General features: G+C 71.2%; 30 protein-coding genes. 9 read left to right on the forward strand and 21 right to left on the reverse strand.

What is annotated here, in order from left to right; all coding sequences use genetic code 11:
* The first annotated feature begins 7 nt into the window (after positions 1-7).
* The 5 genes from ACFY10_RS01795 to ACFY10_RS01815 are packed head-to-tail and all read left to right on the forward strand — an operon-like array spanning position 8 to position 5,661.
* Entirely contained in the window at positions 8-1,174 is a 1,167-nt protein-coding gene (locus tag ACFY10_RS01795; protein WP_390663037.1) for an ADP-ribosylglycohydrolase family protein, read from the forward strand.
* Positions 1,162-2,757: an ADP-ribosylglycohydrolase family protein gene (locus tag ACFY10_RS01800; RefSeq protein ID WP_390663038.1), complete on the forward strand. Its 1,596-nt coding sequence runs from the start codon at positions 1,162-1,164 to the stop codon at positions 2,755-2,757. The genes ACFY10_RS01795 and ACFY10_RS01800 overlap by 13 nt, the downstream gene beginning before the upstream one ends.
* Complete coding sequence (rbsK, locus tag ACFY10_RS01805; RefSeq protein WP_390663039.1) at positions 2,754-3,647, forward strand: ribokinase; 894 nt, start codon at positions 2,754-2,756, stop codon at positions 3,645-3,647. The genes ACFY10_RS01800 and rbsK overlap by 4 nt, the downstream gene beginning before the upstream one ends.
* Positions 3,644-4,834 (forward strand): CaiB/BaiF CoA transferase family protein, encoded by a 1,191-nt coding sequence (locus tag ACFY10_RS01810; protein ID WP_390663040.1) that lies wholly within the window; start codon positions 3,644-3,646, stop codon positions 4,832-4,834. The genes rbsK and ACFY10_RS01810 overlap by 4 nt, the downstream gene beginning before the upstream one ends.
* Positions 4,831-5,661: an HpcH/HpaI aldolase/citrate lyase family protein gene (locus tag ACFY10_RS01815; RefSeq protein WP_390663041.1), complete on the forward strand. Its 831-nt coding sequence runs from the start codon at positions 4,831-4,833 to the stop codon at positions 5,659-5,661. Before ACFY10_RS01810 ends, ACFY10_RS01815 begins: the two co-directional genes overlap by 4 nt.
* Positions 5,662-5,718: 57 nt before the next feature.
* Here the strand turns inward: ACFY10_RS01815 and lgt are convergent, their stop codons facing one another.
* The 11 genes from lgt to hisI form a co-directional block, all read right to left on the reverse strand.
* Entirely contained in the window at positions 5,719-6,714 is a 996-nt protein-coding gene (gene lgt / locus ACFY10_RS01820) for a prolipoprotein diacylglyceryl transferase (protein ID WP_390663042.1), read from the reverse strand.
* Between the two features lie 83 nt (positions 6,715-6,797).
* On the reverse strand, positions 6,798-7,571 hold the full coding sequence (locus ACFY10_RS01825) for a DsbA family protein (protein WP_390663043.1): 774 nt from the start codon (positions 7,569-7,571) through the stop codon (positions 6,798-6,800).
* Between the two features lie 88 nt (positions 7,572-7,659).
* Positions 7,660-8,478 carry a tryptophan synthase subunit alpha gene (gene trpA, locus ACFY10_RS01830; RefSeq protein ID WP_390663044.1) on the reverse strand — a complete coding sequence of 273 codons (819 nt, stop codon included), beginning with the start codon at positions 8,476-8,478 and terminating at the stop codon, positions 7,660-7,662.
* Positions 8,475-9,758, reverse strand: a complete 1,284-nt coding sequence (gene trpB, locus ACFY10_RS01835; RefSeq protein WP_390663045.1) for a tryptophan synthase subunit beta — start codon at positions 9,756-9,758, stop codon at positions 8,475-8,477. The genes trpA and trpB overlap by 4 nt, the downstream gene beginning before the upstream one ends.
* Before the next feature lie 105 nt (positions 9,759-9,863).
* A complete protein-coding gene (trpM, locus tag ACFY10_RS01840; RefSeq protein WP_164932276.1) occupies positions 9,864-10,031 on the reverse strand; it encodes a tryptophan biosynthesis modulator TrpM in 168 nt (55 codons plus the stop codon).
* Between the two features lie 21 nt (positions 10,032-10,052).
* Complete coding sequence (gene trpC, locus ACFY10_RS01845) at positions 10,053-10,862, reverse strand: indole-3-glycerol phosphate synthase TrpC (protein WP_390663046.1); 810 nt, start codon at positions 10,860-10,862, stop codon at positions 10,053-10,055.
* Between the two features lie 145 nt (positions 10,863-11,007).
* A complete protein-coding gene (locus tag ACFY10_RS01850; protein ID WP_390663047.1) occupies positions 11,008-11,457 on the reverse strand; it encodes a DUF2752 domain-containing protein in 450 nt (149 codons plus the stop codon).
* A gap of 91 nt (positions 11,458-11,548) precedes the next feature.
* Complete coding sequence (locus ACFY10_RS01855) at positions 11,549-11,803, reverse strand: HGxxPAAW family protein (protein ID WP_390663048.1); 255 nt, start codon at positions 11,801-11,803, stop codon at positions 11,549-11,551.
* Between the two features lie 120 nt (positions 11,804-11,923).
* Positions 11,924-12,565 carry a TIGR02234 family membrane protein gene (locus ACFY10_RS01860; RefSeq protein ID WP_390663049.1) on the reverse strand — a complete coding sequence of 214 codons (642 nt, stop codon included), beginning with the start codon at positions 12,563-12,565 and terminating at the stop codon, positions 11,924-11,926.
* An 81-nt stretch (positions 12,566-12,646) separates the two neighbouring features.
* Positions 12,647-14,125 (reverse strand): anthranilate synthase component I, encoded by a 1,479-nt coding sequence (locus tag ACFY10_RS01865; RefSeq protein WP_390663050.1) that lies wholly within the window; start codon positions 14,123-14,125, stop codon positions 12,647-12,649.
* Positions 14,126-14,136: 11 nt separating this feature from the next.
* Positions 14,137-14,532 carry a phosphoribosyl-AMP cyclohydrolase gene (gene hisI, locus ACFY10_RS01870; protein ID WP_390663052.1) on the reverse strand — a complete coding sequence of 132 codons (396 nt, stop codon included), beginning with the start codon at positions 14,530-14,532 and terminating at the stop codon, positions 14,137-14,139.
* A 173-nt stretch (positions 14,533-14,705) separates the two neighbouring features.
* On the opposite strand from hisI, the gene ACFY10_RS01875 reads away from it, so the two are divergent.
* Positions 14,706-15,341, forward strand: a complete 636-nt coding sequence (locus ACFY10_RS01875) for a TIGR03085 family metal-binding protein (RefSeq protein ID WP_390663053.1) — start codon at positions 14,706-14,708, stop codon at positions 15,339-15,341.
* A gap of 10 nt (positions 15,342-15,351) precedes the next feature.
* Positions 15,352-15,750 carry a VOC family protein gene (locus ACFY10_RS01880; RefSeq protein ID WP_390663054.1) on the forward strand — a complete coding sequence of 133 codons (399 nt, stop codon included), beginning with the start codon at positions 15,352-15,354 and terminating at the stop codon, positions 15,748-15,750.
* Between the two features lie 2 nt (positions 15,751-15,752).
* Here the strand turns inward: ACFY10_RS01880 and ACFY10_RS01885 are convergent, their stop codons facing one another.
* From ACFY10_RS01885 to hisD, 10 genes are all read right to left on the reverse strand, one after another.
* Positions 15,753-17,012 carry an MFS transporter gene (locus ACFY10_RS01885; RefSeq protein ID WP_390663055.1) on the reverse strand — a complete coding sequence of 420 codons (1,260 nt, stop codon included), beginning with the start codon at positions 17,010-17,012 and terminating at the stop codon, positions 15,753-15,755.
* Positions 17,005-17,595 carry an ArsR/SmtB family transcription factor gene (locus ACFY10_RS01890; RefSeq protein ID WP_390663056.1) on the reverse strand — a complete coding sequence of 197 codons (591 nt, stop codon included), beginning with the start codon at positions 17,593-17,595 and terminating at the stop codon, positions 17,005-17,007. Before ACFY10_RS01890 ends, ACFY10_RS01885 begins: the two co-directional genes overlap by 8 nt.
* Positions 17,596-17,721: 126 nt before the next feature.
* A complete protein-coding gene (gene hisF, locus ACFY10_RS01895) occupies positions 17,722-18,477 on the reverse strand; it encodes an imidazole glycerol phosphate synthase subunit HisF (RefSeq protein ID WP_390663057.1) in 756 nt (251 codons plus the stop codon).
* Positions 18,478-18,488: 11 nt separating this feature from the next.
* Positions 18,489-18,884: a RidA family protein gene (locus ACFY10_RS01900; RefSeq protein ID WP_390663058.1), complete on the reverse strand. Its 396-nt coding sequence runs from the start codon at positions 18,882-18,884 to the stop codon at positions 18,489-18,491.
* Positions 18,881-19,606 carry a bifunctional 1-(5-phosphoribosyl)-5-((5-phosphoribosylamino)methylideneamino)imidazole-4-carboxamide isomerase/phosphoribosylanthranilate isomerase PriA gene (gene priA, locus ACFY10_RS01905; protein ID WP_390663059.1) on the reverse strand — a complete coding sequence of 242 codons (726 nt, stop codon included), beginning with the start codon at positions 19,604-19,606 and terminating at the stop codon, positions 18,881-18,883. The genes ACFY10_RS01900 and priA overlap by 4 nt, the downstream gene beginning before the upstream one ends.
* A 3-nt stretch (positions 19,607-19,609) precedes the next feature.
* A complete protein-coding gene (hisH, locus tag ACFY10_RS01910; protein WP_390663060.1) occupies positions 19,610-20,257 on the reverse strand; it encodes an imidazole glycerol phosphate synthase subunit HisH in 648 nt (215 codons plus the stop codon).
* Positions 20,248-20,412: a hypothetical protein gene (locus ACFY10_RS01915; protein WP_266954266.1), complete on the reverse strand. Its 165-nt coding sequence runs from the start codon at positions 20,410-20,412 to the stop codon at positions 20,248-20,250. Before ACFY10_RS01915 ends, hisH begins: the two co-directional genes overlap by 10 nt.
* A 4-nt stretch (positions 20,413-20,416) precedes the next feature.
* On the reverse strand, positions 20,417-21,010 hold the full coding sequence (hisB, locus tag ACFY10_RS01920; RefSeq protein ID WP_030932889.1) for an imidazoleglycerol-phosphate dehydratase HisB: 594 nt from the start codon (positions 21,008-21,010) through the stop codon (positions 20,417-20,419).
* Positions 21,007-22,164, reverse strand: coding sequence for a histidinol-phosphate transaminase (locus tag ACFY10_RS01925; protein WP_390663061.1), 1,158 nt, complete (start codon positions 22,162-22,164; stop codon positions 21,007-21,009). The genes hisB and ACFY10_RS01925 overlap by 4 nt, the downstream gene beginning before the upstream one ends.
* Positions 22,140-23,465: a histidinol dehydrogenase gene (gene hisD / locus ACFY10_RS01930; RefSeq protein ID WP_390663062.1), complete on the reverse strand. Its 1,326-nt coding sequence runs from the start codon at positions 23,463-23,465 to the stop codon at positions 22,140-22,142. Before hisD ends, ACFY10_RS01925 begins: the two co-directional genes overlap by 25 nt.
* 172 nt (positions 23,466-23,637) lie before the next feature.
* Here hisD and ACFY10_RS01935 point away from each other — a divergent pair, with 172 nt between their 5' ends.
* Together ACFY10_RS01935 and ACFY10_RS01940 are read left to right on the forward strand one after the other, a co-directional pair.
* Positions 23,638-25,215: an oxidoreductase gene (locus tag ACFY10_RS01935; RefSeq protein WP_390663063.1), complete on the forward strand. Its 1,578-nt coding sequence runs from the start codon at positions 23,638-23,640 to the stop codon at positions 25,213-25,215.
* A 142-nt stretch (positions 25,216-25,357) separates the two neighbouring features.
* Entirely contained in the window at positions 25,358-26,392 is a 1,035-nt protein-coding gene (locus ACFY10_RS01940) for a hypothetical protein (RefSeq protein WP_390663064.1), read from the forward strand.
* Positions 26,393-26,402 lie beyond the last annotated feature (10 nt).

Below are 26,402 nucleotides of genomic sequence, written 5' to 3' on the forward strand. Positions count from 1 at the left end.
TCGGGCCATGAGGCCCAAACACACCAAAACCAGCCTCGAGGACCGCATCGCCGGGGCCCTCGTGGGCGCGGCGGTGGGCGACGCCCTCGGCGGCCCCGTCGAGGGCTACTCCCCCGACCAGATCCTCGAACAGCACAGCGGCCGCGTCCACGGCATCGTCGGCCCCTGGAACGGCGAGGCCTGGCGTACGGCGCGCCCCATCGCGCCGTACCACAAGGGCGACGGCCACGTCACCGACGACACCTTGATGACGCATGCGCTGGTACGCGTCTACGCACAGGTCCGCGACCACCTCGACGCCTACGCGATCGCGGAGCACCTGGTCCCCGACCTGATGACGAGGCCGCGCTGGATCCCGGAACTGGAGCAGGAGGCCCTCCCCCTGCACCGCATCTTCCTGGCGGAGAAATGGCTGGTGGCCCGCCTCCACTACGGCCATGTCGACCCCCGCGAGGCCGGCGTCGGCAACATCGTCAACTGCGGTGCCGCGATGTACATGGCCCCGGTGGGACTGGTGAACGCGGCCAACCCCACGGCCGCCTACACCGAGGCGATCGACATCGCAGGCGCCCACCAGTCGTCGTACGGCCGCGAGGCGGCAGGAGTCTTCGCCGCGGCGGTGGCCGCGGCAGCCACCCCGGGAGCAACCCCGGACTCGATCGTCACCACGGCCCTCTCCCTCGCGAAGGACGGCACCCGTACGGCGATCGAGAAGGTCTGCGAAGTGGCGTCCCACCACACGGACTTCGAGTCGGCCCTGATTCCGCTACGGGAAACAGTCACCCCCTACGACACGGTGGGCCCGGACTACCGCGCCCCTTCCCTCGGAGCCCGCCGCCCGTCCCGCCTCCATGCGATCGAGGAACTCCCCATCGCCCTGGGCATGTTGCTGGTGTCCCGCGGCGACTACCGCCACGCGGTGCTGGGTGCGGTCAACTACGGCCGCGACTGCGACTCGACCGCGACGATGACCGGCGCGCTCGCCGGGGCCCTGGGTTCCCCGGTCCCGGAGGACTGGTCGAAGCAGGTGGCGGAGGCCAGCCGCCTGGACCTGTGGCAACCGGCGACGACCCTCACCGACGTAACCCGGGAGATCTTCGAGCGGGACGTACACCGCCGCCGGACCCACGAGGCGGCGTTCACGGACCTCGGAGGCCTGAGATGCTCCGACTGACCTGGGTCCAGCCGGAGGACCTCCTCGGCCACGAACTGAGACAGGCGACCCTGGACGGCCGCGAGCCGTCGGCGATCGCGGCGAGGTGGAGGGCGGCGGGAGGAGGGGAGGCCCCGTTGCGGGCCGGGGCATCACCGGAACCGGCTTCGCGGTATCTGCGCCAGCTGGCGAAGGACCTGCTCGACGAACTGGCGGACCTGCCAAGCAAGTTGGCGGAGACGGAGCCAACAGACCTGGCACGGATCAAGGCCCTGTGCTCGAACTGGCCCACCGAGTCTGCCGGCAGTCGTGCTGCCGGGGCCGCAACCCGCTCTTCCGCCGCACCGGGCGAACCGAGCGCGCGTAGCTGCGGGCAGTCGTGCCGCTTGGGCGGCTCTCGACCCGAGGAAAGCGGCACCCCGCCGGCGCGGGCAGGCGCCCCCACACCACCGAGCCTGCGGGCAATCGTGCCGCCTGGGGTGGTACGGGTGGGCGCAGGCGGCACCTTGCCGGCGCCAGTAAGCGCCCTCACCCCCTACAGCACCACCACCCAGGCCCGCCTGGAAGCCGCCTGGCTGGGCCGAGCCGCCGGCTGCCTCCTGGGCAAACCAGTCGAGAAGCTCCCCCTGGAAGGCATCCGCCAACTGGCCAAATCCACTGGCAACTGGCCCCTGAACACCTACTTCACCGCCAAAGGCGTCCCCGCCGAACTGCTCTCCGCCCACCCGTGGAACCGCCGCTCGGCAAACAACTCCCTCGCCGAGAACATCGACGGCATGCCCGAGGACGACGACCTCAACTACCCCCTCCTCAACCTCCTCCTGCTCCAACGCCACGGCAGACACTTCACCCCCACCGACGTGGCCGGCCTATGGCTGTCCGAACTCCCCGCAGGCCGCACCTTCACCGCCGAACGCATCGCCTACCGCAATCTCCTCCTCGGCCTGGAGCCACCCCGAACGGCCCGCCACCGCAACCCCTTCCGCGAATGGATCGGCGCCCTCATCCGAGCCGACGTCCACGGCTGGACCAACCCCGGCGACCCGGCTGCCGCAGCCGAACAGGCCCACCGGGACGCCACCCTCACCCACACCGCCAACGGCGTCTACGCGGCGATGTTCACGGCGGCCACCATCGCGCAGGCAGCCACCGGCACCCATGACATCCACGCCTGCCTCCGCACCGGCCTAACGGTGATCCCACCCCACTCCCGGCTGGCCCGAGCCATCCGCCAAGCCGTCCAACTCGCCGAAGAACACGCCGACTTCGACACCGTCGTGGACGAACTCCACGCCACCCACGCCGCCACCCACCACTGGGTCCACGCCGTCCCCAACACGGCCCTGATCGCCGCCGCCCTCACCCACGCGAACGGCGACTTCACCGGCTCCATCTGCCGTGCCGTGTCGGGAGGTTGGGACACGGATTCCAACGGCGCCACGGCAGGCAGCATCGCCGCCCTCCTCACCGGCACCCCCGCCGCCCTCCCCGACCGCTGGACCACCCCTCTCAAGAACCGACTGGCCACCTCCATCGGCGACTTCAACGGCATCGGCTTCGACACCCTGGCCCACCTCACCCACCGGGAGGCATCCCGCCCATGACCCACATCGTCGTACTGGGCAGCACGAACATGGATCTCGTCGCCTACGTCGAGAAGGCCCCGCAGCGCGGAGAGACCGTGACGGGACGGGAGTTCCGTACGATCCCCGGCGGCAAGGGCGCCAACCAGGCGATCGCCGCGGCCCGTGCGGGCGCGACCGTCTCGATGATCGGCGCGGTCGGCAACGACGCCTTCGGCACCCGCCTCCGCTCCACCCTGGAACACTTGGGCGTCGACACCGACCTCCTCCGCACCGTCGAAGGCCCCTCCGGAACCGCCCACATCGTCGTCGACGACGAAGGCGGCAACTCGATCGTCGTGATCCCCGGCGCCAACGGCACCGTCGACCACCTCGTCCCCGGCGACGAGGGCCTCATCGCCTCCGCCGACGCCCTGCTCCTCCAACTGGAGATCCCGCTCGCGGCCGTACTGGCGGGCGCGCGGGCCGCCCGCGCCCACGGCATCCGTACGATCCTCACCCCGGCCCCAGCCCAGCCGCTCCCGCCCGAACTCCTCGCCGCCACCGACCTGTTGGTCCCCAACGAGCACGAGGCGGCCACCCTCACCGGCCGCACCGACCCGAGCGCCGCGGCCACGGCCCTGCTCGACCAGGTCCCGGAAGTGGTCGTCACCCTCGGTTCGGCAGGCAGCCTGTACGCGGCCCGCGGCAACGACCCGCTCATCGTCCCCGCGCCGCAGGTCACCGCCTTGGACTCGACGGGCGCGGGCGACACGTTCGTCGGCGCCCTCGCCGTGGCCCTGACCGAGGGGCGGCCGATGCGGTCCGCGCTGGCCTGGGCGGGAGCGGCAGCGGCGCTCTCCGTCCAGCGGCCCGGCGCGTCGGCGTCGATGCCCTGCCGCCCGGAGATCGAAGCGCAGTTCACCTCATGAACGAAGCCCCTCTCACCGGCCTGCGCGTCCTCGACCTCGCCACCCTCTTCGCCGGTCCGCTCGCCGCCACGATGCTCGGCGACTTCGGCGCGGAGGTCATCAAGGTGGAACACCCGGCGAAGCCCGACCCCTCCCGCGGCCACGGACCCTCCAAGGACGGCGTCGGCCTCTGGTGGAAGCTCCTCGGCCGCAACAAGCAGACCATCACCCTCGACCTGTCGAAGCCGGGCGGCCGCTCCACCCTTCTCCGCCTGGCCGCCACCGCGGACGTCGTCATCGAGAACTTCCGCCCCGGCACCCTGGAGAAGTGGGACCTGGGCTGGGCGGAGCTGTCCGCCGCCAACCCCCGCCTGATCCTCACCCGGGTCACCGCCTTCGGCCAGTTCGGCCCCTACGCGCACCGCCCCGGCTTCGGCACCCTCGCCGAGGCCATGAGCGGCTTCGCCGCGATCACCGGCGAACCGGACGCACCCCCGACCCTCCCGCCGTTCGGCCTCGCCGACTCCATCGCCGGCCTGGCCACCGCCTACGCCGTCATGACCGCACTGTCCGCCCGCGACCGCACCGGCGAGGGCCAGGTCGTCGACATGGCGATCATCGAGCCGATCCTGACCGTCCTCGGCCCCCAGCCCATCTGGTACGACCAGCTCGGCCACGTCCAGCCGCGCACCGGCAACCGCTCCCAGAACAACGCCCCACGCGGCACCTACCTCACCGCCGACGGCACCTGGGTCGCCGTCTCGACCTCCGCCCAGTCGGTCGCGGAACGCGTACTGCGCCTGGTGGGCCGCCCGGAGCTGATCGACGAACCGTGGTTCGCGACGGGCGCCGACCGCGCCCGCCACGCCGACCTCCTGGACGAGGCGGTCGGCACCTGGATCGCCGAGCGCCCCCGCGACGAGGTCCTCGCGGCCTTCGAGAAGGCCGAGGCCGCGGTGGCGCCCGTCCAGGACGTACGGGACGTGATGACCGATCCGCAGTACGCGGCCCTGGACACGATCACCACCCTCGACGACCCCGACCTGGGGCCCCTGCGCATGCAGAACGTCCTCTTCCGCCTCTCCGCCACCCCCGGCGCGATCCGCTGGGCGGGCCGCCCGCACGGCGCCGACACGGAGGCGGTCCTCACCGCGCTGGGCCTGACCCCGGCCGAACTGACGACCCTGCGCGAGGAGGGCGCCGTATGACAGCGCCCCCGCTCACCTGGCTCTACGCCCCCGGGGACCGCCCGCACGTGGTCGCCAAGGCCCTGGCCGCCGGCGCCGACGTCGTCGTGATCGACCTGGAGGACGCGATCGCCCCGGACCGCAAGGAGTACGCCCGCGCGGCCACCGCCGAACTCCTCTCCGCCCCGCAGCCGGTCCCGGTCCACGTCCGGGTGAACGCCCTGGACGGCCCGCTGGCGCCCCGGGACCTGGAGGCGGTGGCCGCCCTGCCCGGCCTCTCGGGCCTGCGCCTGCCGAAGGTCACCTCTCCCGAGCAGATCATCCGCACCGCGGAACGCTCCGCGCCCTCCACCGCAGGCGCCCCCGCTCTGTACGCCCTGCTGGAAACCGCCCTGGCCGTCGAGCACGCCTACGCCATCGCCTCCGCCCACCCCGCCATCCGCGGCATCGCCCTCGGAGAAGCGGACCTACGGGCCGACCTGGGCCTGCGCGAGGACGCGGGCCTCGACTGGTGCCGCTCCCGGATCGTCGTCGCCGCCCGGGCGGCGGGCCTGCCCCCGGCACCGCAGTCGGTCCACCCGGACATCCGCGACCTGGAGGGCCTGGCAGCCTCCTGCGCCCACGGCCGCACCCTCGGCTTCCTGGGCCGCGCGGCCATCCACCCCCGCCAACTCCCCATCATCGAACGGGCCTACCTCCCCACGGAGCGGGAGGTCGAGGAGGCCGAGACGATCGTCAAGGCGGCGACGACACAGCAGGGCGCCCAGGCCCTCCCGGACGGAAGATTCATCGACGCCGCGGTGGTGGCGGCGGCGCAGCGCACACTGTCACTCGCCCGCCGGAACTGAAGACGAGGGCGCCCGGACCTCGTGGCCCGGGCGCCCTCGTCGACGTACTACCGACCGTCAGCTCTTCTTGGCCGACTCGGCCTCGTCCTTCGCCTCGTCCTTCGCCTCGTCGTCCGCCGGTTCCTCGTCCGCCTGCTCTTCGGCGGAGCCCTCCGCGTCCGACTTCGGCTCCGAGGAGTCCGCCTTGTCCTTCTCGGCGGCCTCGTCGTCAGCCTCGGCCCCGGCCTCGTCCTCCGAGGCGCCCGGCTCGACGACTTCTTCCCTGCCGGGCCGCTTCTTCGCCGACACCACGATGTACGTCACCGCGAGCAGGAACACGATCAGCGCGGTCCAGTCGTTGAGCCGCAGGCCCAGGATGTGGTGGGCGTCGTCGACGCGCATGTACTCGATCCACGCCCGGCCCACGCAGTACGCGGCGACATACAGCGCGAACGCCCGCCCGTGTCCCAGCTTGAAGCGGCGGTCGGCCCAGATCACGAGCAGCGCGACGCCGACACACCAGAGGGACTCGTAGAGGAACGTCGGGTGGTAGTACCCGGGCACGCGGCCGTCCGCCGAGGACGTGATGTGCAGCGCCCAGGGAAGGTGGGTCTCCTTGCCGTACAGCTCCTGGTTGAACCAGTTGCCCCAGCGGCCGATGGCCTGCGCGAAGGCGATACCGGGGGCGATGGCGTCGGCGTAGGCGGGCAGCGGGATGCCCCGGCGCCGACAGCCGATCCACGCGCCGACCGCGCCGAGCGCGATCGCGCCCCAGATGCCGAGGCCGCCCTCCCACACCTTGAAGGCGTCCACCCAGTCACGGCCCTTGCTGAAGTACAGCTCGTAGTCCGTGATCACGTGGTAGAGGCGGCCGCCGACCAGGCCGAAGGGCACCGCCCAGACAGCGATGTCGGCGACCGTGCCGGCCCGCCCGCCGCGGGCGATCCAGCGCTTGTTGCCGAGCCAGACCGCGACGAAGACGCCGATGATGATGCAGAACGCGTAGCCGCGCAGCGGAATGGGGCCGAGGTACAGCACCCCGCGCGACGGGCTGGGAATGTAGGCAAGTTCCATGGCAAGGTCGACGCTACCGTGCCGGGCCGGGCCGACGGCAGGCAGCCCGGCTACGGGTCCATAACGGGCGGGCGTGAAAACTCTTACCCCTTGTTCGCCGCCAGCACCAGTTGCTTCAGTTTCGCGGGCGTCATCGTCTGGTCCTGGTAGATGTTCTTGCCGTCGAGCAGCACGGTCGGTGTCCCGCTGAAGCCGCCGGCCTTGAAGGCTGCGTTCGACTTGTCGACCCAGCTGTCGTGCTTGCCGTCGTTGACGCACTTGCGGAAGACCGCCGTGTCGAGGCCGCCCACCTTGCCCGCCAGGTCGATCAGTTTGGCGTTGTTCGCGAAGGTGTCGACGGTTTCCTTGGGCTGGTTCTCGTAGAGCACGTCGTGGTAGTCGCGGAACTTTCCGGCGTTCTGGGCGCAGGCAGCGGCATTGCCCGCGCGGAGGGAGCCGGTGCCGCCGAGGTTGCCGTCGATGAGCCGTACCAGGTGGTATTCGATTCTGAGCTTGCCGGAGTCGGTCAGCTCGTGGAGCGTGGGTCGATAAACCGTCTCGAAGGACTGGCAGGCCGGGCAGCGGAAGTCCTCCCAGATCGTGAGCGTCGGCTTGGCGCCGTCCTTGCCCACGGCAATCGCGAGGCTGTCCTTGCCCTGCGCCCCGGAGGGCGCCACGACCGGGCCCGAGCTCTTGTCCTTGTCCTTGCCCGCGTTCGCGGCGACCACCCCGATCACCGCCGCGAGGCCCAGGACGCAGACGACGCTCGCGCCCACGATCAGCGTCCGCCGTCGCTTCTCCGCGGCCTTCTGCTTCTCACGCTCGACCGCCAGCCGCTCCCGGGCGGTGCGCTTTCCGTCACGGTTCTTCTCGCTCACACCCCCAGAACGAACCGGGGAGGCGCAGTGCGCCTCCCCGGTCCCAGATCCACCCGTTCGGAGGACCCGTAAGAAATGAACTGCTCGGTCACGCCTGTCCGCGCACGCCCTTGGCGAGTTCACCGGCGAGCGAGCGGACGGCCTCGACGCCGGCCGCGTCGTCCGGTGCGTCCAGCATCCGCTTGACGAAGGCCGAACCGACGATCACGCCGTCGGCGAAGCCGGCCACCTCGGCGGCCTGCTCCGCGTTGGAGACACCGAGCCCGACGCAGACGGGCAGGTCGGAGCCGGTGGCCCGGGTCCGCTCCACCAGGTTCTGGGCCTGCGCGCCCACCGACTCACGGGTGCCGGTGACGCCCATCAGCGAGGCGGCGTACACGAATCCGCTGCCCGCCGCGGTGATCTGGGCAAGCCGCGCGTCCTTGCTGCTGGGCGCGACCACGAAGACCGTGGCGAGCCCGTGCTTCTCGGCGTGCTCCCTCCACAGGGCCGACTCCTGCACCGGCAGGTCGGGCAGGATGCAGCCCGCGCCGCCTGCCTCGGCGAGCTCGGCGGTGAAGCGCTCGACGCCGTAGCGGTCGATCGGGTTCCAGTACGTCATCACGAGCACCGGCTTCCCGGTGGCCGCGTGCGCCTCACGGACCGTACGCATGACGTCGGCGATCTTGACTCCGCCGCGCAGAGCGATGTCGTCCGCGGTCTGGATGACGGGGCCGTCGAGGACGGGGTCGCTGTGCGGCAGCCCGACCTCGACGACGTCCGCGCCGCCGTCGAAGACGGCCTTGATCGCCTCGATGCCGCCGTCCACGGTCGGGAACCCGGCCGGGAGGTAGGCGATGAGCGCGGACCGGCCTTCGGCCTTGGCACCGGCGAGGGTGTCCGTCAACAGCTGGATGTTGCCGCTCACTTGGCGTCCCCCTCGATCTCGGCGGTGTCGGCGGCGTTGGCTGCGACTTCGGCGTCGGTGTCGTACAGGCCGAAGTAACGGGCGGCGGTGTCCATGTCCTTGTCGCCGCGGCCGGACAGGTTGACGACGATCAGCCCGTCCTTGCCCAGCTCCTTGCCGACCTCCAGGGCGCCGGCCAGTGCGTGGGCGCTCTCGATCGCCGGGATGATGCCCTCGGTGCGCGAGAGCAGGCGCAGGGCCTGCATCGCCGCGTCGTCGGTGACCGCACGGTATTCGGCGCGGCCGCTGTCCTTGAGGTAGGAGTGCTCGGGGCCGATGCCCGGGTAGTCCAGACCGGCCGAGATCGAGTACGGCTCGGTGATCTGGCCCTCCTCGTCCTGCAGGACGTAGGAGCGGGAGCCGTGCAGGATGCCGGGCTCGCCCGCGGTCAGGGTCGCCGCGTGCTCGCCCGTCTCGACGCCGTGCCCTGCGGGCTCGCAGCCGATGAGGCGAACGCTCGCGTCCGGGATGAAGGCGTGGAAGAGACCGATGGCGTTGGAGCCGCCGCCGACGCAGGCGATGGCCGCGTCGGGCAGGCGTCCGGCCTGCTCCAGCAGCTGGCGGCGGGCCTCGACGCCGATCACGCGGTGGAAGTCGCGGACCATGGCCGGGAAGGGGTGCGGGCCGGCGACCGTACCGAACAGGTAGTGGGTGTGGTCGACGTTGGCGACCCAGTCGCGGAACGCCTCGTTGATGGCGTCCTTGAGCGTGCGGCTGCCGGACTTCACCGCGACGACCTCGGCGCCGAGCATGCGCATGCGGGCCACGTTGAGGGCCTGGCGCTGGGTGTCGATCTCGCCCATGTAGATCGTGCACTCGAGACCGAACAGCGCGCAGGCCGTCGCCGTGGCGACGCCGTGCTGGCCGGCGCCGGTCTCGGCGATGACGCGGGTCTTGCCCATGCGCTTGGTGAGCAGGGCCTGACCGAGGACGTTGTTGATCTTGTGGGAGCCGGTGTGGTTGAGGTCTTCCCGCTTCAGGAAGATCCTTGCGCCGCCGGCGTGTTCGGCGAACCGCGGCACCTCGGTGAGGGAGCTGGGGCGGCCGGTGTAGTGGACCAGCAGGTCGTCGAGCTCGCGTGCGAACTCGGGGTCGTGCTTGGCCTTGTCGTACTCGACGGCGACCTCGTCCACGGCGGCGACGAGGGCCTCCGGGATGAACTTGCCGCCGAACGCGCCGAAGTAGCCTTCGGGGCTGGGGATTTGACCCTCCGGGTCGGGGATGAAGAAGTCGCTGGGCATGCGGAAACCTCACGGTGAGTTTGGAAAATACCTAATCGCCGTGGGGGCGGGGCTTGATCGACGACTGACCGCCGTCTGTGGCTTGTCGCGCAGTTCCCCGCGCCCCTATAGGGCGCGCTGCCATCGACGGCCGTTCACCTGCCCGGGTTCGTCTCCGATGACGTATCGCACTCGACGACCATGCACCCTCCGTGCGGGCGCGCGGCAACCACGAGGGCGGCAGCCGCGCGCGAGGCGGGCGTACCTGTCCGTGGTGGTCGTCGTGAGTGTCATCGGGGCAAGCCTATCGAAAGATCAACCGCGGCCGTGCCGCAGTGCCGGGTGCTCGCCCGCTGCCACCAGGTCGGAGACCGCGGACTTCGGGTCCTTGCCGGTGACCAGGGACTCGCCGACGAGTACGGCATCGGCGCCGGCGTTGGCGTAGGCGATGAGGTCGTGCGGGCCGCGGACGCCGGACTCGGCGATCTTGACGATGCCGTCGGGGATCTCGGGGGCGACGCGCTCGAACGTGCCGCGGTCGACCTCCAGGGTCTTCAGGTTGCGCGCGTTGACGCCGATGACCTTGGCGCCCGCGTCGACAGCACGCTCGACCTCGTCCTCGTCGTGCACCTCGACGATGGGCGTGAGGCCGATGGAGACGGCGCGCTCGATCAGGGACTCCAGGGCCGGCTGGTCGAGGGCGGCGACGATCAGCAGCGCGAGGTCGGCGCCGTATGCGCGGGCCTCCCACAGCTGGTACGAGGTGACGATGAAGTCCTTGCGGAGGACCGGGATGTCCACGCGGGCGCGGACCGCCTCGAGGTCGGCCAGTGAGCCGCCGAAGCGGCGCTGTTCGGTGAGGACGGAGATGACGGCCGCGCCGCCCGCCTCGTAGTCCGCGGCGAGGCCGGCCGGGTCGGCGATCGCGGCCAGAGCGCCCTTGGAGGGGCTGGAGCGCTTGACCTCGCAGATGACCTTCACACCGTCGCCGCGCAGTGCGGCCAGGCCGTCCTTGGCCGCGGGGGCCTTCGCCGCGCGCTCCTTGAGCTCGTCGAGGCTGACGCGCGCCTGCCGCTCCGCGAGGTCGGCACGGACTCCGTCGATGATCTCGTCGAGCACACTCACGCGAGCGGTCCCCTTCCAGACGGTTGACTGTTCAAGCGGTTGACCCGAGGGAAAAACAGATGGTCACTGCGATGGTATCCGGAGGGAGGCGTAGGCCTCACATCCGGTTGACGCCGGTCCCACTAGCTGGACATTCACCAATTGATCAAGGATGTAGCCAGCCACCGAACGGCAGGTTCCGGACAACCGTGAAGACCAGCGACAACGTCCCCAGCAGCCACAGCTGCCCCCTCCCGAGCTCGATGCGCACCGGCCGGCCGCGCACCGCGCGCACCACCCATACGGTCCACAGCACGGCGAAGCCCAGATAGCCGACGACGGCGAGGGCGTTGTCCTGGAGTGCCGCGAGGAAGTCCCCGTGGATGAAGGAGTGCGCGCTGCGCAGGCCGCCGCAGCCGGGGCAGTAGATGCCGGTGAGCCGGTAGAGCGGGCAGACGGGGTAGTGGCCGGGCTGGTACGGGTTCACGGTCCCCACGTACGCGAAGGCCCCGGCGACGGCCGCCAGCACCCCGGCGGGGACGGCGAGCCGAGCCGTCACCGTGGATTCGGCGTCGGACTGCGTCACGGGCTGGCTCTCGGCGTTCACGTGTCGCATTGTCCCCCCGGGCGGGCCCCACGCACGCGTGAGGGGCGATCCGGTGCCGGATCGCCCCTCAGCAGTCGTACGCGCAGACGTCGTACGCGAGTCAGCTCTTCGCGGTCGCGGCCTGGCTCTCGGCCAGCGCCTCCTGGAACTTCTCGTGCGAGTCCTTGGGCTGGCCCATGCCCATCGCGCTCATGATCCAGCCGACGATGCCGCCGACGACCACGATCGCCATGCCGGCCCAGAAGCCCACGGGCTCGGCCATCACCATGAAGGCACCCGAGACGCAGAAACCGATGAACGCGATAGTGACACCGGTCCAGGCGGCCGGGGTGTGACCGTGGCTGCTGCCCGCCATGACTTGCTCCTCGTTGCTGTGTACGTGTCTGAGCCGGACGCTCAGCGGACATTGTCCCGCACGCGCACGCGCGCGCTGCTCGGGGGTCGCTCCTTGCGCGTGGCGCCGGGAGAAGGCGGGCTATGCGCCGGTGGGGTCCTCGCCCCGGTCGAGTGCCTTCCAGATGTCCTCGGGGCGGTCGGGGTCCACGGTCGCAGCCCGGCGGCGGGGCTTCGGGGCGCCGTCGCGTTCGTAGCGGCCGGACATCGCGGGCCAGTTCCGGCCGTAGCGCAGGGCGAGCAGGCCCGCGACGAGGAGCAGGGCGCCGCCCACGGCAGCGACGTACGGCCAGGCGGTGTGGGTGAGGGCGTCCACGGTGGCCGAGGTGTCGCCGGCGGCCTGCGCGGCCTTCTCGTCGAGCGCGGAGCTGTCGGATACGCCCAGCAGGGCCGCGGCGATGGTGCCGGCGCCGGAGAGCGTCAGCAGGGCCGAGACCAGCAGGCGGCCCGCCTTGCGGACGGCGAAGACGGCGACGAGCGCGGCGAGGCCCACTATGGCGAGCGCCGCGGGCACGCCCGTGACGTCGCTGCCCTTGGCGGTCAGAGGGAAGGCGCCGCCGGCCACCGTCGCGGTCCCCTCCGACCAGCGCTGACGGGTGGCCAGCAGCGCCACGGCCGCGCCGAGCGCACCGCACAGCAGGGCAAGGGCGAGACTCCGGCGACCGGACCGCGCGGGTCCGTCGGCTTCGGAACGGGGATGAGGAACAGCAGTCACGTACTCCACTATCGCCCGAACCCCGGGCGAACCGTCACCCGGGGTTCAGTGAGAAGCGCCCCACTTGGCTCCACTTGCCGGGGAAGGGTCCTACTTGCCCAGCCGGTTGGCCGTGTGGACCGCCCGGAGCACGGCCGCCGCCTTGTTGCGGCACTCCTGGTCCTCGGCGACCGGGTCGGAGTCGGCGACGATGCCGGCGCCCGCCTGGACGTACGCCGTGCCGCCCCGCAGGAGGGCCGTGCGGATGGCGATGGCCGTGTCGGAGTCGCCCGCGAAGTCGAGGTAGCCGACGCAGCCGCCGTACAACCCGCGCCGGGACGGCTCGAGTTCGTCGATGATCTGCATCGCCCGGGGCTTGGGGGCGCCGGAGAGGGTGCCCGCCGGGAAGCAGGCCGTCAGGACGTCGAAGGCGGTGCGGCCCTCGGCCACCTTGCCGGTGACCGTCGAGACGATGTGCATCACGTGCGAGTACCGCTCGACGGACATGAAGTCGACGACCTCGACCGAGCCGGGCTCGCAGACCCGTCCGAGGTCGTTGCGCCCCAGGTCGACGAGCATGAGGTGCTCGGCGCGCTCCTTGGGGTCGGCGAGCAGCTCGTCGGCGAGGGCCTGGTCCTCCTGCGGGGTGGCGCCGCGGTGTCGCGTACCGGCGATGGGGTGGACCATCGCCTGACCGTCCTCGACCTTGACGAGGGCTTCGGGGGACGACCCGACGACATCGAACCCGTCGAAGCGGAACAGGTACATGTACGGCGAGGGATTCGTCGCCCTCAGGACCCGGTAGACGTCCAACGCGCTTGCCGTACAAGGGGTTTCGAAGCGCTGCGACGGTACGACCTGGAAGGCCTCCCCGGCCCGGATGCGCTCCTTGATGTCCTCGACGGCCTCCTGGAAGTCGGGGCCGCCCCACAGGGCCGTGTACTCGGGGAGCTCGGAGGGCGGGAGGACTGCGGGCGGCTGGGCGACCGCGCGTGCGAGGTCCGCCTCCATGGCGTCCAGGCGGGCCATCGCGTCCGCGTAGGACTCGTCGACGCCCGTGTCGAGGTCGTTGTGGTTGATCGCGTTGGCGATCAGCAGGACCGAGCCCTCCCAGTGGTCCATCACCGCGAGGTCGCTGGTGAGGAGCATGGTCAGCTCGGGCAGCTGGAGGTCGTCGCGCTCACCGGGGCCGATCTTCTCCAGACGGCGCACGACGTCGTAGCCGAGATAGCCGACCATGCCGCCGGTGAACGGCGGCATGCCCTCCTGATGCGGGGTGTGCAGGGCCTCGATGGTGGCGCGCAGGGCGGCCAGCGGGTCCCCGTCGACGGGGACGCCGACGGGCGGGGCGCCGAGCCAGTGGGCCTGCCCGCCGCGCGCGGTGAGGGTGGCGGCCGAGCGGACGCCGACGAAGGAGTAGCGGGACCAGGAGCGGCCATTCTCGGCGGACTCCAGCAGGAAGGTGCCGGGGCGCTCGGCGGCGAGCTTGCGGTAGAGGGCGACCGGGGTGTCGCCGTCGGCCAGGAGCTTGCGCGTGACGGGGATCACGCGGCGGTCGGTGGCCAGCTTGCGGAACGTCTCGAGGTCCATGGCGGCTGACCTTACTGATCCGCGGACGGTACGCCGGAATCGGCGCCGTCCTTGAGGAGCACGTCGGTGTCGAAGCAGGTGCGCGCGCCGGTGTGGCAGGCGGCTCCGACCTGGTCGACCTTGACCAGCACGGTGTCGGCGTCGCAGTCCAGGGCGACCGACTTGACCCACTGGAAGTGGCCGGAGGTGTCTCCCTTCACCCAGTACTCCTGACGGCTGCGCGACCAGTAGGTGCAGCGGCCGGTGGTGAGGGTGCGGTGCAGCGCCTCGTCGTCCATCCAGCCCAGCATGAGCACCTCTCCGGTGTCGTACTGCTGGGCGATGGCGGGGACGAGCCCGTCGGCGCTGCGCTTGAGGCGCGCGGCGATCTCCGGGTCGAGGCTGCTGGGCGGGGGCGTGCTGGTCATGGGTGCCATTGTGCCGCGCGCCACTGACAGTGACCGGGGGGTGTCCACTGATTGGAAAAGGGTGGCGCGCTGGGGGTCCCCCCAGGCCATTGAGGCACTGGGGGGAGCCTCGGTGAGGGGCGGTGGTCGGGAGACGGGTGGGCGGACCCATTGCGTGGCCGTAGGCTGACTCCATGTCGACTTTCGCCAAGCGTGAACGACTTCTTCTGGCCGACCTGTTGGAGGCGGAGGGCCCGGACGCCCCGACCCTCTGCGAGGGCTGGCTCACCCGTGACCTCGCCGCGCACGTGGTGGTGCGCGAGCGCCGCCCCGATGCCGCCGGCGGCCTCCTGATCAAGCAGCTGGCTCCGCGCCTGGAGCGGGTGCAGGCCGAGTTCGCCGCGAAGCCGTACGAGGAGCTCATCCAGCTCATCCGCACCGGGCCACCGCGCTTCTCACCGTTCCAGCTCAAGCAGGTCGACGAGATGTCGAACACGGTGGAGTTCTACGTCCACACGGAGGACGTCCGCCGGGCCCGACCGGACTGGACTCGTCGCGAGCTCGACCAGGTCTTCCAGGACGCCCTGTGGTCGCGCCTGGAGCGCACCGCCCGGCTGATGGGCCGCGGTGTCCCCACCGGGCTGGTGCTGCGCCGCCCGGACGGGCAGACGGCGGTCGCCCACCGCGGCACGCCCGTCGTGACGGCGACCGGCGAGCCGTCCGAGCTGCTGCTGTTCACCATGGGCCGGCAGAGCACCGCCAAGGTCGAACTGGACGGCGACGAGGACGCGATCGCCAAGCTGCACGACGCGAAACAACTGGGCATCTGAGGGGCTCGCGATGATCAAGGTCGCCATGACGAGCGTGTACGTCGACGACGTCACCAAGGCGCACGCGTTCTATACGGACGTGCTCGGCTTCGAGACCCGGACGCACATGGACCTGGGCGGCGGCACGCTGTTCGTCACCGTGGGCGCGCCCGAGGGGGCCCAGCAGGACCTCCAGCTGCTGCTGGAGCCCGGCCAGGGCCCCATCGCGGAGCCGTACCGAAAGGCGGTGTACGAGGCGGGACTGCCCTGCATCGTCTTCTCCGTGGACGACATCGAGGCCGAGTACGAGCGCTTGCAGGGGCTCGGCGTGCACTTCACGCGGGGCCCGCAGGAACAGGGGCCGGTGATCGCAGCCGTACTGGACGACACGGTCGGGAACCTGATCCAGCTGGCGCAGCCCAAGGGGTGAGGTCAGCCGGGCAGTTCGGCGTGGCGCAGGGCGGGGACGCAGAGTGCGACCACGCCGCCCAGCCCGCACAGGACGGCGCTGACGACGAAGACGGGGCCCGTGCCCCAGGCGCCGATCGCGGCGGCGGTCAGCGGCATGCTCAGCGGTGTGAGGCCGAGGCTGACCAGGCTTGCGACGGCCGTGACGCGGCCGAGGTAGGCGGGGTCGGCCTGGGTCTGCAGCAGCGCTGCGCACATGGCGCCACTGAGTCCGGTGAGCGCCCCGATCAGCAGGGCCGTGCCGACGGCGGCGACGACGGTCGGGGCGTAGGCGAGGGCACCGACAGCGACCGAACCGGCGAGGATCGACCAGCCGGCGACCTGCCCGGCGTGCGGCAGCCGCCCCCGTACGGTCAGCAGCAGTGAGGCGGCGCCCGCGCCGACACCGAACCCGGCGAGCACCCAGCCCATCCCGGCAGCGCCCCAGCCGCGTTCGTCGGACAGCAGGGTCAGACCCACGTTGAGCGGTCCGACGAAGCCGAGGTCGCCCAGGGCGATGGCCAGCATCAGCGGCGCCAGCACGCGGTGGCGGCGGACGTGACCGAGTCCGGACACCAGGTCGGCCCAGGCCGTGCCGCCGCGTGAACCGGCGGTGTCGTCCGGCGGCAGCTCCCGTATCCGCACGGAGACCAGCAGCGGCACCGACACCGCGATGAGCAGCCCCGCGATCCCGAACGCCGCCGCCGCGCCGCCCACCGCCACGCCCAGGCCGCCGAGCGGCCCTCCGACAACGGTCGAGAACCGGATCGCGAGACCCCGCATGCCCTGCACGCGCGCGAGCTGGCCACGGCCCGTCACGCGCGCGGGGAGGGCACCCACCGCAGGCATGAACACGGCGTCGACAGTGCCGAAGACCAGGGCGAGCAGGGTCAGCGGCCACAGGCCGGGGCTGGTGACGATCAGCAGCGCGGCCACCGCGAGGACGGCCGCACAGCGCACGGTGTCGCTGCCGATGACGACCCGACGTGGGCCCAGCCTGTCGGCGACCACTCCCCCGCCCAACATCAGCAGAGCCCGGGGCACGGCGCTCGCCGTCATCACGAGCCCCGCCTGCGCGGGCGTACCGGCCTGTACGGCGGCCCAGGACAGGGCTATGTAGTACACGCTGTCGCCGACCATCGAGGAGGTGTAGGCGGCGAGCCAGCGCAGGACGTTGCCGTCGCGGTGGGCGGGGAGCTCGACGGCTGCAGTGGCCGTGCCGCCGCCGAGCGCAGCCTCAGACACGGAACGGGAATCCGTACGTGTGCACCGCGACGTTCTCGCGGCCCTCGGTGTCGCCTGCGGCGACGGCGGCACGGCCGCGCTCCTCGTACCGGCGGACGACGGCGTACATCTCCTTGGCCAGCTCGGCCAGTTCGTCCGGGGTGAGCCGCAGCAGCCACTCGGCGGATTCGGAGGCCGTCGTCCACGCGTCGCTCCAGTCCGTGCGCTCGTCGAGGTAGCGCCGGAACATGTCGGCACGCTGTTCGAAGAAGAGACGGCTGGCGGCGGTGTGCGCGGCGGCCTTCTCCGGGGCGTCGCGGAAGTCCTCGTCGCGGATGGACACCCCGTCGGAGGCGGGCTGCCACCAGCGCTCCCGGCCGTCCGCGCTCTGTGTCTCGGCCTCCTCGATGAGGCCGTGCTCGGCGAGCTTGCGCAGGTGGTAGCTGACCAGTGAGACGGCCTCGTCGACCTGTTCGGCAAGCTGGGACGCGGTCGCCGTGCGGGCGACGGTCAGGGCTCGGTACAGGTTCATTCGCAACGGGTGGGCCAGCGCCTTGAGCGTGCCCAGGTCCCTGATCCGGCGGTCTCTCTCCCTGTCTGCCACATCTCCACGCTAGATACAAAAGAAAAATTGCGCAATAATTTTTGCGCAACTTCCCTTTCGTATCTGCCCATGAGTAAGCCCCGGCCACCAGGGCGGCCGGGGCTTACAACGCCTCTACGGGGGACGTCACCGCACAGGGTGCCCCGCTTCCTTCAATGCCTGCTTCACCTCGCCGATCCGCAGATCCCCGAAGTGAAAGACGGACGCCGCCAGCACCGCATCCGCGCCCGCCCCGATCGCCGGCGCGAAATCGGCCAGCTTGCCGGCGCCGCCCGAGGCGATCACCGGGACCGTGACGTGCTTGCGGACCGCGGCGATCATCTCCAGGTCGTAGCCGTCCTTCGTGCCGTCCGCGTCCATGGAGTTGAGCAGGATCTCGCCCGCACCCAGTTCGGCGGCCCGGTGCGCCCACTCGACGGCGTCGATGCCGGTGCCGCGACGGCCGCCATGGGTGGTCACCTCGAAGGTGCCCTCGGGAGTGCGGCGGGCGTCCACCGACAGGACCAGCACCTGGCGGCCGAAGCGCTCCGCGATCTCACGGATGAGCTCAGGACGGGCGATCGCGGCGGTGTTGACTCCGACCTTGTCCGCACCTGCCCGCAGCAGCTTGTCCACGTCCTCGGCCGTGCGCACACCGCCGCCGACGGTCAGCGGGATGAACACCTGCTCCGCCGTACGGCGCACCACGTCGTACGTCGTCTCACGGTTGCCCGACGACGCGGTGATGTCCAGGAACGTCAGCTCGTCGGCGCCCTCGGCGTCGTACACCTTGGCCATCTCGACGGGGTCGCCCGCGTCGCGCAGGTTCTGGAAGTTGACGCCCTTGACGACCCGGCCGTTGTCCACGTCCAGGCAGGGGATGACTCGGACCGCCAGGGTCATGAAGCCGGCTCCTAATGTCCTCTGAATGCTTCTACTTCAACTTCGACCAGGATGCGCGGGTCGACGAAACCCTCCACGACCAGCAAGGTCGAGACCGGGCGCACCGCGTCGAAGAGCTCCTTGTGAGCCCTGCCCGCGGCGTCCACGTCCCGCGCGTGGGTCAGGAACATCCTCGTACTGATCACGGACTCGACACCGAGCCCGAACTCGCCGATCGCCTCGAGTGCGCTGGTGAAGGCCACCTTGGCCTGCTCGTACGGGTCGCCCTCCCCGTACAGCACGTGCCCCTTGAAGGACGTCGTGCCCGCCACCAGCACACGGTCGCCCGCCGCGACGGCGCGTGCAAAACCGAAGGACTCTTCCCAGGGACTTCCGCTCTGCACGCGCCGTACGGCTTCGGACGTCATGACGCAACTGCCTCCAGTGCTTCTTCCAGGGTGAACGCCTTCGCGTACAGGGCCTTCCCGACGATAGAGCCCTCGACACCGAGGGGTACCAGTTCGGCGATGGCGCGGAGGTCGTCGAGGGACGACACGCCGCCGGACGCCACGACCGGGCGGTCGGTCGCCGCGCAGACGTTCTTCAGCAGCTCCAGGTTGGGGCCCTGGAGCGTGCCGTCCTTCGCGATGTCCGTCACCACGTACCGCGCGCAGCCCTCCTTGTTGAGTCGCTCAAGCGTCTCGTAGAGGTCGCCGCCGTCGCGGGTCCAGCCGCGGCCGCGGAGAGTCGTACCCCGTACGTCGAGACCGACGGCGATCTTGTCGCCGTGCTCGGCGATGACCTTGGCGACCCAGTCCGGCGTCTCCAGGGCGGCGGTGCCGAGATTCACCCGGGTGCAGCCGGTGGCGAGGGCGGCGGCCAGCGAAGCGTCGTCCCGGATGCCTCCGGACAGCTCCACCTTGATGTCCATCGCCTGCGCGACCTCGGCGATCAGCTCACGGTTGTCGCCGGTGCCGAACGCGGCGTCCAGGTCGACCAGGTGCAGCCACTCGGCGCCCGACCGCTGCCAGGCGAGGGCGGCCTCCAGGGGAGAGCCGTACGAGGTCTCCGTGCCGGACTCGCCGTGCACGAGGCGGACGGCCTGGCCGTCGCGGACGTCGACGGCGGGGAGGAGTTCGAGCTTGGCCATGGTCTACAGGGTTCCGATCCAGTTGGTGAGCAGCTGCGCTCCGGCGTCGCCGGACTTCTCGGGGTGGAACTGGGTGGCCCACAGGGCGCCGTTCTCGACGGCGGCCACGAAGGGCTTGCCGTGCGTCGTCCAGGTGACCAGCGGGGCCTTCATCGCCGGGTTCGCGGTCTCCAGGGTCCAGTCGTGGACGGCGTAGGAGTGCACGAAGTAGAAGCGCGCGTCCGCGTCCAGTCCGGCGAACAGCTCGGAGTCGGCGGGCGCCTCGACGGTGTTCCAGCCCATGTGGGGCACGATCTCGGCCTGCAGCGGCTCGACCGAGCCGGGCCACTCGTCGAGACCCTCGGTCTCCACGCCGTGTTCGATGCCGCGCGCGAAGAGGATCTGCATGCCGACGCAGATGCCCATGACCGGGCGCCCGCCGGACAGCCGGCGGTCGATGATCCAGTCGCCGCGTGCCTCCTTCAGGCCCTGCATACAGGCGGCGAAGGCGCCGACGCCCGGCACCAGCAGGCCGTCCGCGTTCATGGCCCGGTCGAAGTCACGCGTGATCTCGACGTCCGCTCCCGTGCGCGCGAGGGCACGTTCGGCGGAACGGACGTTCCCGAAGCCGTAGTCGAAGACCACGACCTTCTTGGAGTTGCTCAATTCCACACCTCCAGCCTCAGGACACCCGCGACCAGACACATCGCGGCGCTGACGGAGAGCAGCACTATCAGGCTCTTCGGCATCTGCTGCTTGGCGAAGGAGATGATGCCGCCGACCAGGAAGAGGCCGACGACGATCAGGACGGTCGACAGTCCGTTCATGGCTTTACAGCGCGCCCTTCGTGGACGGGAGGATGCCGGCCGCGCGCGGGTCGCGCTCGGAGGCGTAGCGCAGGGCCCGCGCGAGCGCCTTGAACTGGCACTCCACGATGTGGTGCGCGTTGCGCCCGTACGGCACGTGCACGTGCAGCGCGATCTGGGCCTGGGCGACGAAGGACTCCAGGATGTGCCGGGTCATCGTGGTGTCGTACTCGCCGATCATCGGCGCCATGTTCTCGGGCTCGGTGTGCACGAGGTACGGGCGGCCGCTCAGGTCCACCGTCACCTGGGCCAGCGACTCGTCCAGGGGAACCGTGCAGTTGCCGAATCGGTAAATCCCCACCTTGTCGCCGAGCGCCTGCTTGAAGGCGGCGCCGAGCGCGAGGGCGGTGTCCTCGATGGTGTGGTGCGAGTCGATGTGCAGGTCGCCCTCGGTCTTCACGGTCAGGTCGAACAGACCGTGCCGGCCGAGCTGGTCGAGCATGTGGTCGTAGAAGCCGACGCCTGTCGACACATCGACCTTGCCGCTGCCGTCGAGATCGATCTCGACGAGCACCGACGTCTCCTTGGTGACTCGCTCCACGCGTCCTACGCGGCTCATGCGCTCTGCTCCTTCGGGGGTGTGGGGGTGTCGCCCACAAGACACTGCAGTTCACGTACCGCGTCGAGGAACGCGTCGTTCTCTTCGGGGGTTCCGGCGGACACCCGCAGCCACCCCGGGATGCCGTTGTCCCGGACCAGGACGCCCCGGTCGAGGATCGCCTGCCAGGCCGTGTGGGAGTCCTCGAACAGCCCGAACTGCACGAAGTTCGCGTCGGACTCCACGACCTCGTATCCGGCCGCCCGCAGCTCGCTCACCAGCCGGTCCCGCTCCGACTTCAGCTGCTCGACGTACTTCAGCAGCGTGTCGGTGTGCTCCAGGGCGGCCAGCGCGGTCGCCTGGGTGATCGCCGAGAGGTGGTACGGCAGCCGTACGAGCTGGACGGCGTCGACGACGGCCGGGTGCGCGGCGAGATAGCCGAGGCGCAGACCGGCCGCGCCGAAGGCCTTCGACATCGTCCGCGAGACGACGAGATTCGGCCGACCTTCGATCAGCGGCAGGAGCGAGTCGCCGTGGCTGAACTCGATGTACGCCTCGTCGACCACGACCATCGACGGCTTGGCCGCCTGCGCGGCCTCGTACAGCGCGAGGACCGTCTCGCGCGGCACCGCGTTGCCCGTGGGGTTGTTGGGGGTGGTGATGAAGACGACGTCCGGCCGGTTCTCGGCGATGGCCTGCGCGGCCGCCTCGACGTCGATCGTGAAGTCCGCGTTGCGGGGACCCGAGATCCAGCCCGTGCCCGTGCCGCGCGAGATGAGCGCGTGCATCGAGTACGACGGCTCGAAGCCGATCGCCGTACGGCCCGGTCCGCCGAAGGTCTGCAGCAGCTGCTGGATGACCTCGTTGGAGCCGTTGGCCGCCCAGACGTTGGCGAGGCCGACCTCGTGACCGGACGTGTCCGTCAGGTACTTGGCGAGCTGCGTGCGCAGCTCCACGGCGTCCCGGTCCGGGTAGCGGTTGAGGTCGCGGGCGGCCTCGCGGACGCGCTCGGCGATGCGCTCGACCAGCGGCTCGGGCAGCTGGTAGGGGTTCTCGTTGGTGTTCAGCCGTACGGGGACGTCCAACTGGGGCGCGCCGTAAGGGGACTTGCCGCGCAGCTCGTCCCGTACGGGGAGATCGTCGATGCCGGTCACTTGCTCTCGGGAACCTTCCATTCGAACCGCGCCTTGACCGCCGCGCCGTGCGCGGGCAGGTCCTCCGCCTCCGCCAGCGTGACCACGTGATGCGCGACCTCGGCCAGCGCGTCCTTCGTGTAGTCGACGATGTGGATGCCGCGCAGGAAGGACTGGACCGACAGGCCCGAGGAGTGGCAGGCGCAACCGCCGGTCGGGAGCACGTGGTTGGAGCCGGCCGCGTAGTCGCCCAGCGAGACCGGCGCCCAGGGACCGATGAAGATCGCGCCGGCATTGCGAACCCGGTCCGCGACCGCGGCGGCGTCCGCCGTCTGGATCTCCAGGTGCTCGGCGCCGTATGCGTCGACCACCCTCAGCCCCTCGTCGATGCCGTCGACGAGGACGATCGCGGACTGCCGGCCCGCGAGCGCCGGGCGGATCCGGTCCTCGATGTGCTTGGTGGCCGCGACCTGCGGCTCCAGCTCCTTCTCGACCGCGTCCGCGAGCGCGACGGAGTCGGTGACCAGGACGGCGGCGGCGAGCGGGTCGTGCTCGGCCTGGCTGATCAGGTCGGAGGCGACGTGCGCCGGGTCGGCCGTGTCGTCGGCGAGGACCGCGATCTCGGTCGGGCCGGCCTCGGCGTCGATGCCGATCTTGCCGGTGAAGTAGCGCTTGGCGGCGGCGACCCAGATGTTGCCGGGGCCGGTGACCATGTTGGCCGGGGCGCAGGACTCGGTGCCGTGCGCGAACATCGCGACGGCGGTGGCGCCACCGGCGGCGTACACCTCGTCGACGCCGAGCAGGGCGCAGGCGGCGAGGATGGTCGGGTGCGGCAGGCCTCCGAACTCGGCCTGGGCGGGCGAGGCGAGCGCGATGGACTCGACCCCCGCCTCCTGGGCGGGCACGACGTTCATGATCACGGAGGACGGGTAGACCGACCGGCCGCCCGGCGCGTACAGCCCGACGCGCTCGACCGGCACCCACTTCTCGGTGACGGAACCGCCGGGCACGACCTGCGTCGTGTGCGTCGTACGCCGCTGCTCGCGGTGGACGAGACGGGCGCGCCGGATGGACTCCTCCAGGGCCGCGCGCACGGCCGGGTCGAGTTCTTCGAGCGCCTTTGTGAGTGCTTCCGCGGGCACCCGCACCCGGTCCAGCTTGACCCCGTCGAACTTCTCGGCGAAGTCGATCAGCGCCGCGTCGCCCCGATGATGCACGGCTTCGCAGATCGGGCGCACCTTCTCGAGGGCGGCCTGAACGTCGAAGTCGGCTCGGGGCAGCAGGTCGCGCAGGGCGGGACCCTCGGGGAGGGCGTCGCCGCGCAGATCGATTCGGGAGATCACATGCGCAATTCTCTCAGACCGAGGTCGGGCGCCGTTCGCGCGTTCCAATGGCTGATACAGAACCCCGGCGGAACCCGGAAGATCGCCTTCACGTCTAGCGTTCAGGGCGTCACCCAGCGGGCATGAACGGTTGTGCGAAACCCGCGAGCGGAAGTAGGAGGATGGAAGCGCAGTGACCGAGGGGGCCGGCCTTCGAGCCGGAGACCTGCCGGACGATCTGACCGCCACCGAGGCCGGCATGTGGCAGGCCTTCCGCAACGGCAGTGTGTACGACCTGAGCAGCGGGGACACCGTCGTCGACGATCCGCACGGCGGGCATCCCTGGGGGCCCGAGCGGACCGTGCGGGCACGCATCGTCTGCTGGCTGCTGCTCGACGGCCCGCCCGCGCTCGCGGGCCGGGTGTCCTCGCTGAAGCTGCGCGGCGTGCAGATCAGCGGCTCCCTGGACCTCGCGGGCGGCACGGTCACGCCGTACGTCGAGATGCGTGGCTGCCGCTTCGAGCGGGACGTGCTGCTGCCGGAGGCCCACTTCACGACCATGCGCATGGTGGACTGCTCGGTGCCCCGTCTGGAGGCGGCCCGCGTGCACACGGAGGGCGACCTGCACCTCCCGCGCTGCCGCTTCCACAACGGCATCAGGCTGACCGACGCACACATCGGTACGGATCTGCTGCTCAACCAGGCCATCGTCTACCGCGACCGCAGCGGCCGCTCGATCGCCGCCGACGGTATGACCGTGGGCCAGGACCTGCAGGCCGAGCTGCTGGAGTCGCACGGCGAGCTGAGCCTGCGCAGCGCCAAGATCGGCGTGTCGCTGAGTCTGCGCGGCGCCCGGCTGGCCAACCCGTACGGCAGGCTCGCGCTGAACGCGCCCCAGCTGACCGTCGGACGCACGCTGTACCTGACGCCGGCCGGCGTCGGCGCCTCGATGCTGAGCGGTGCGACGCCCGCGCGCGGGACGCGGATCCAGCGGTTCGAGTGCCAGGGCGGGGTGCGCCTGGACGACGGACGGTTCGAGGACGCGGTCGACCTGGAGCGGGCCCGGTTCACCTTCACCGACGACCAGGAGCTGTCGCTGCGCCGGGCGCAGACGCCCGAGCTGCGCTTCCTCGGGGAGCGGCCGCAGCGCGGCAAGGTCGTCCTGTCGGGCGCGCGGGTCGTCAACCTGATCGACCGGGCGAGCGCCTGGCCCGGGCCGGGCAACCTGCACATGGGCGGTTTCCAGTACGAGAACCTGGTGCCGCAGGGTCCCTTCCCGCTGACCGAGCGGCTGGAGTGGGTGAGCGCCGCGACCGCCGAGTACAACCCGGAGCCGTACGAGCGACTCGCCTCCGTGCTGCGGAACGGCGGCGAGGACGAGGACGCGCGCGAGGTGCTCCTCGCCAAGCAGCGCCGGCGCCGCGAGAGCCTGCCGATCGCCGCCAAGCTGTGGGGGTATGCGCAGGACTGGACGGTGGCCTACGGGTACCGGCCGGGCCGGGCCGCCGTATGGATGGCGGTGCTGTGGGCGGCGGGCTCGCTGGCCTTCGCGCATGCGAGTCATCCGCCGGTGCAGCCCGGGGTTCACCCGCCGTGGAACCCGGCCCTGTTCGCCCTGGACCTGCTGCTCCCGGTCATCGACCTGGGCCAGGTCGGCGTCTGGCAGCTGAGCGGCGGCTGGCAGTGGCTGGCGGCGGCGATGATCCTGCTGGGCTGGATCCTGGCGACGACGGTGGCGGCGGGGGCGACGCGGCTGTTGCGACGGAACTGAAGTCCTGGTGGCAGTGGGGTTTCGCACACAACGGCCCAACAGTTGTCGAACAGTCACCCTTTACCGGCACTTGACCGATCCGCGTACAACTTTCCACGAGTTGCCCGTGGGCCCTGGCGCAGGGTTGACCTGCGGCCTTTCAATGGTCGACACCATGGCTCTGCTGCATCCGTTCAGCCGCACGGCCCGGACCTTCCGGACCGCGCCGCGCCCCGCCGCCGGACTCCCCACCGACGACGAGGTACTGCTCGACGTGCCCGATGACCGCCTCGGCCCCGCGCTGGTCGCGGCCGCGCGCGGCGAGCACGGCCCCGCCTCCGCGCTGCTGGCCGCCACGCGCGCGCGTGGCGACTGGGAGAACCGCGACCGGTACGCGAGACGGCTCGCGGCCTTCGCGCACGCCCGCCCGGAATGGCTGCAGGCATGGTCCATCGCCACCCCGCACGACCCGGACGTGCTGCTGATCAGGGCCCAGCTCGCGGTGGACGATGCCTGGCGCTCACCGGCACGCGCGGAGCTGCTGCGCGAGGTGAGCCCCCTGATCACGGCTGCCGCGCGCGGCGACGACCGCGACCCGGTGCCGTGGCGGCTGGCGCTGGACCATGCGCGCGGCACCGGCGCCGGCCCCAAGTACTTCGGCGAGCTCTGGGAGGCGGCGCTGCGCCGCGCCCCGCACCACTACGGCTGTCATGTGGCGGCCCTGCGCTATCTGGCCGCGTCCTGGCAGGGCTCGTACCGCGAGTGCTTCGACTTCGCCGACCTGGCGGCGCAGGACGCCCCGCCCGGCTCGCTCATCCAGGCGCTGCCGTCGCGGGCGGCCTTCGCCTGTCTGACCGACGGCGTCGGCGCCGGGGTGCCGCGCGCACGGCTGGACGCTGCGGCCGACCGGGCCATCGCGCTCTCCGCACGCTTCCCGGCGGCCGACCCGTGGCCGGCGGAGATCCGCAACAAGCTGATGTACGTCCTCGTACGCCTGGACCGCTGGCAGGAGGCCCTCACCGAACTGCACCAGATCGGCCCGTACGCCACGTCCTTCCCCTGGGGCCGGTTGTCGGACGACCCGCTGGTCCTCTTCCTCAAGGTGCGCGGCGAGATCCTCGCCCGCACAGGCCTCGTGCCCCCGCCCCGGCATCCACGGAGTGAGCGCGCCGGACGCGCCGGCTCCGGCGACCACTAGGCTCTTGCGG

The sequence above is a fragment of the Streptomyces sp. NPDC001401 genome, from assembly GCF_042895385.1.
In the GTDB taxonomy this organism is placed as follows: Bacteria; Actinomycetota; Actinomycetes; order Streptomycetales; family Streptomycetaceae; genus Streptomyces.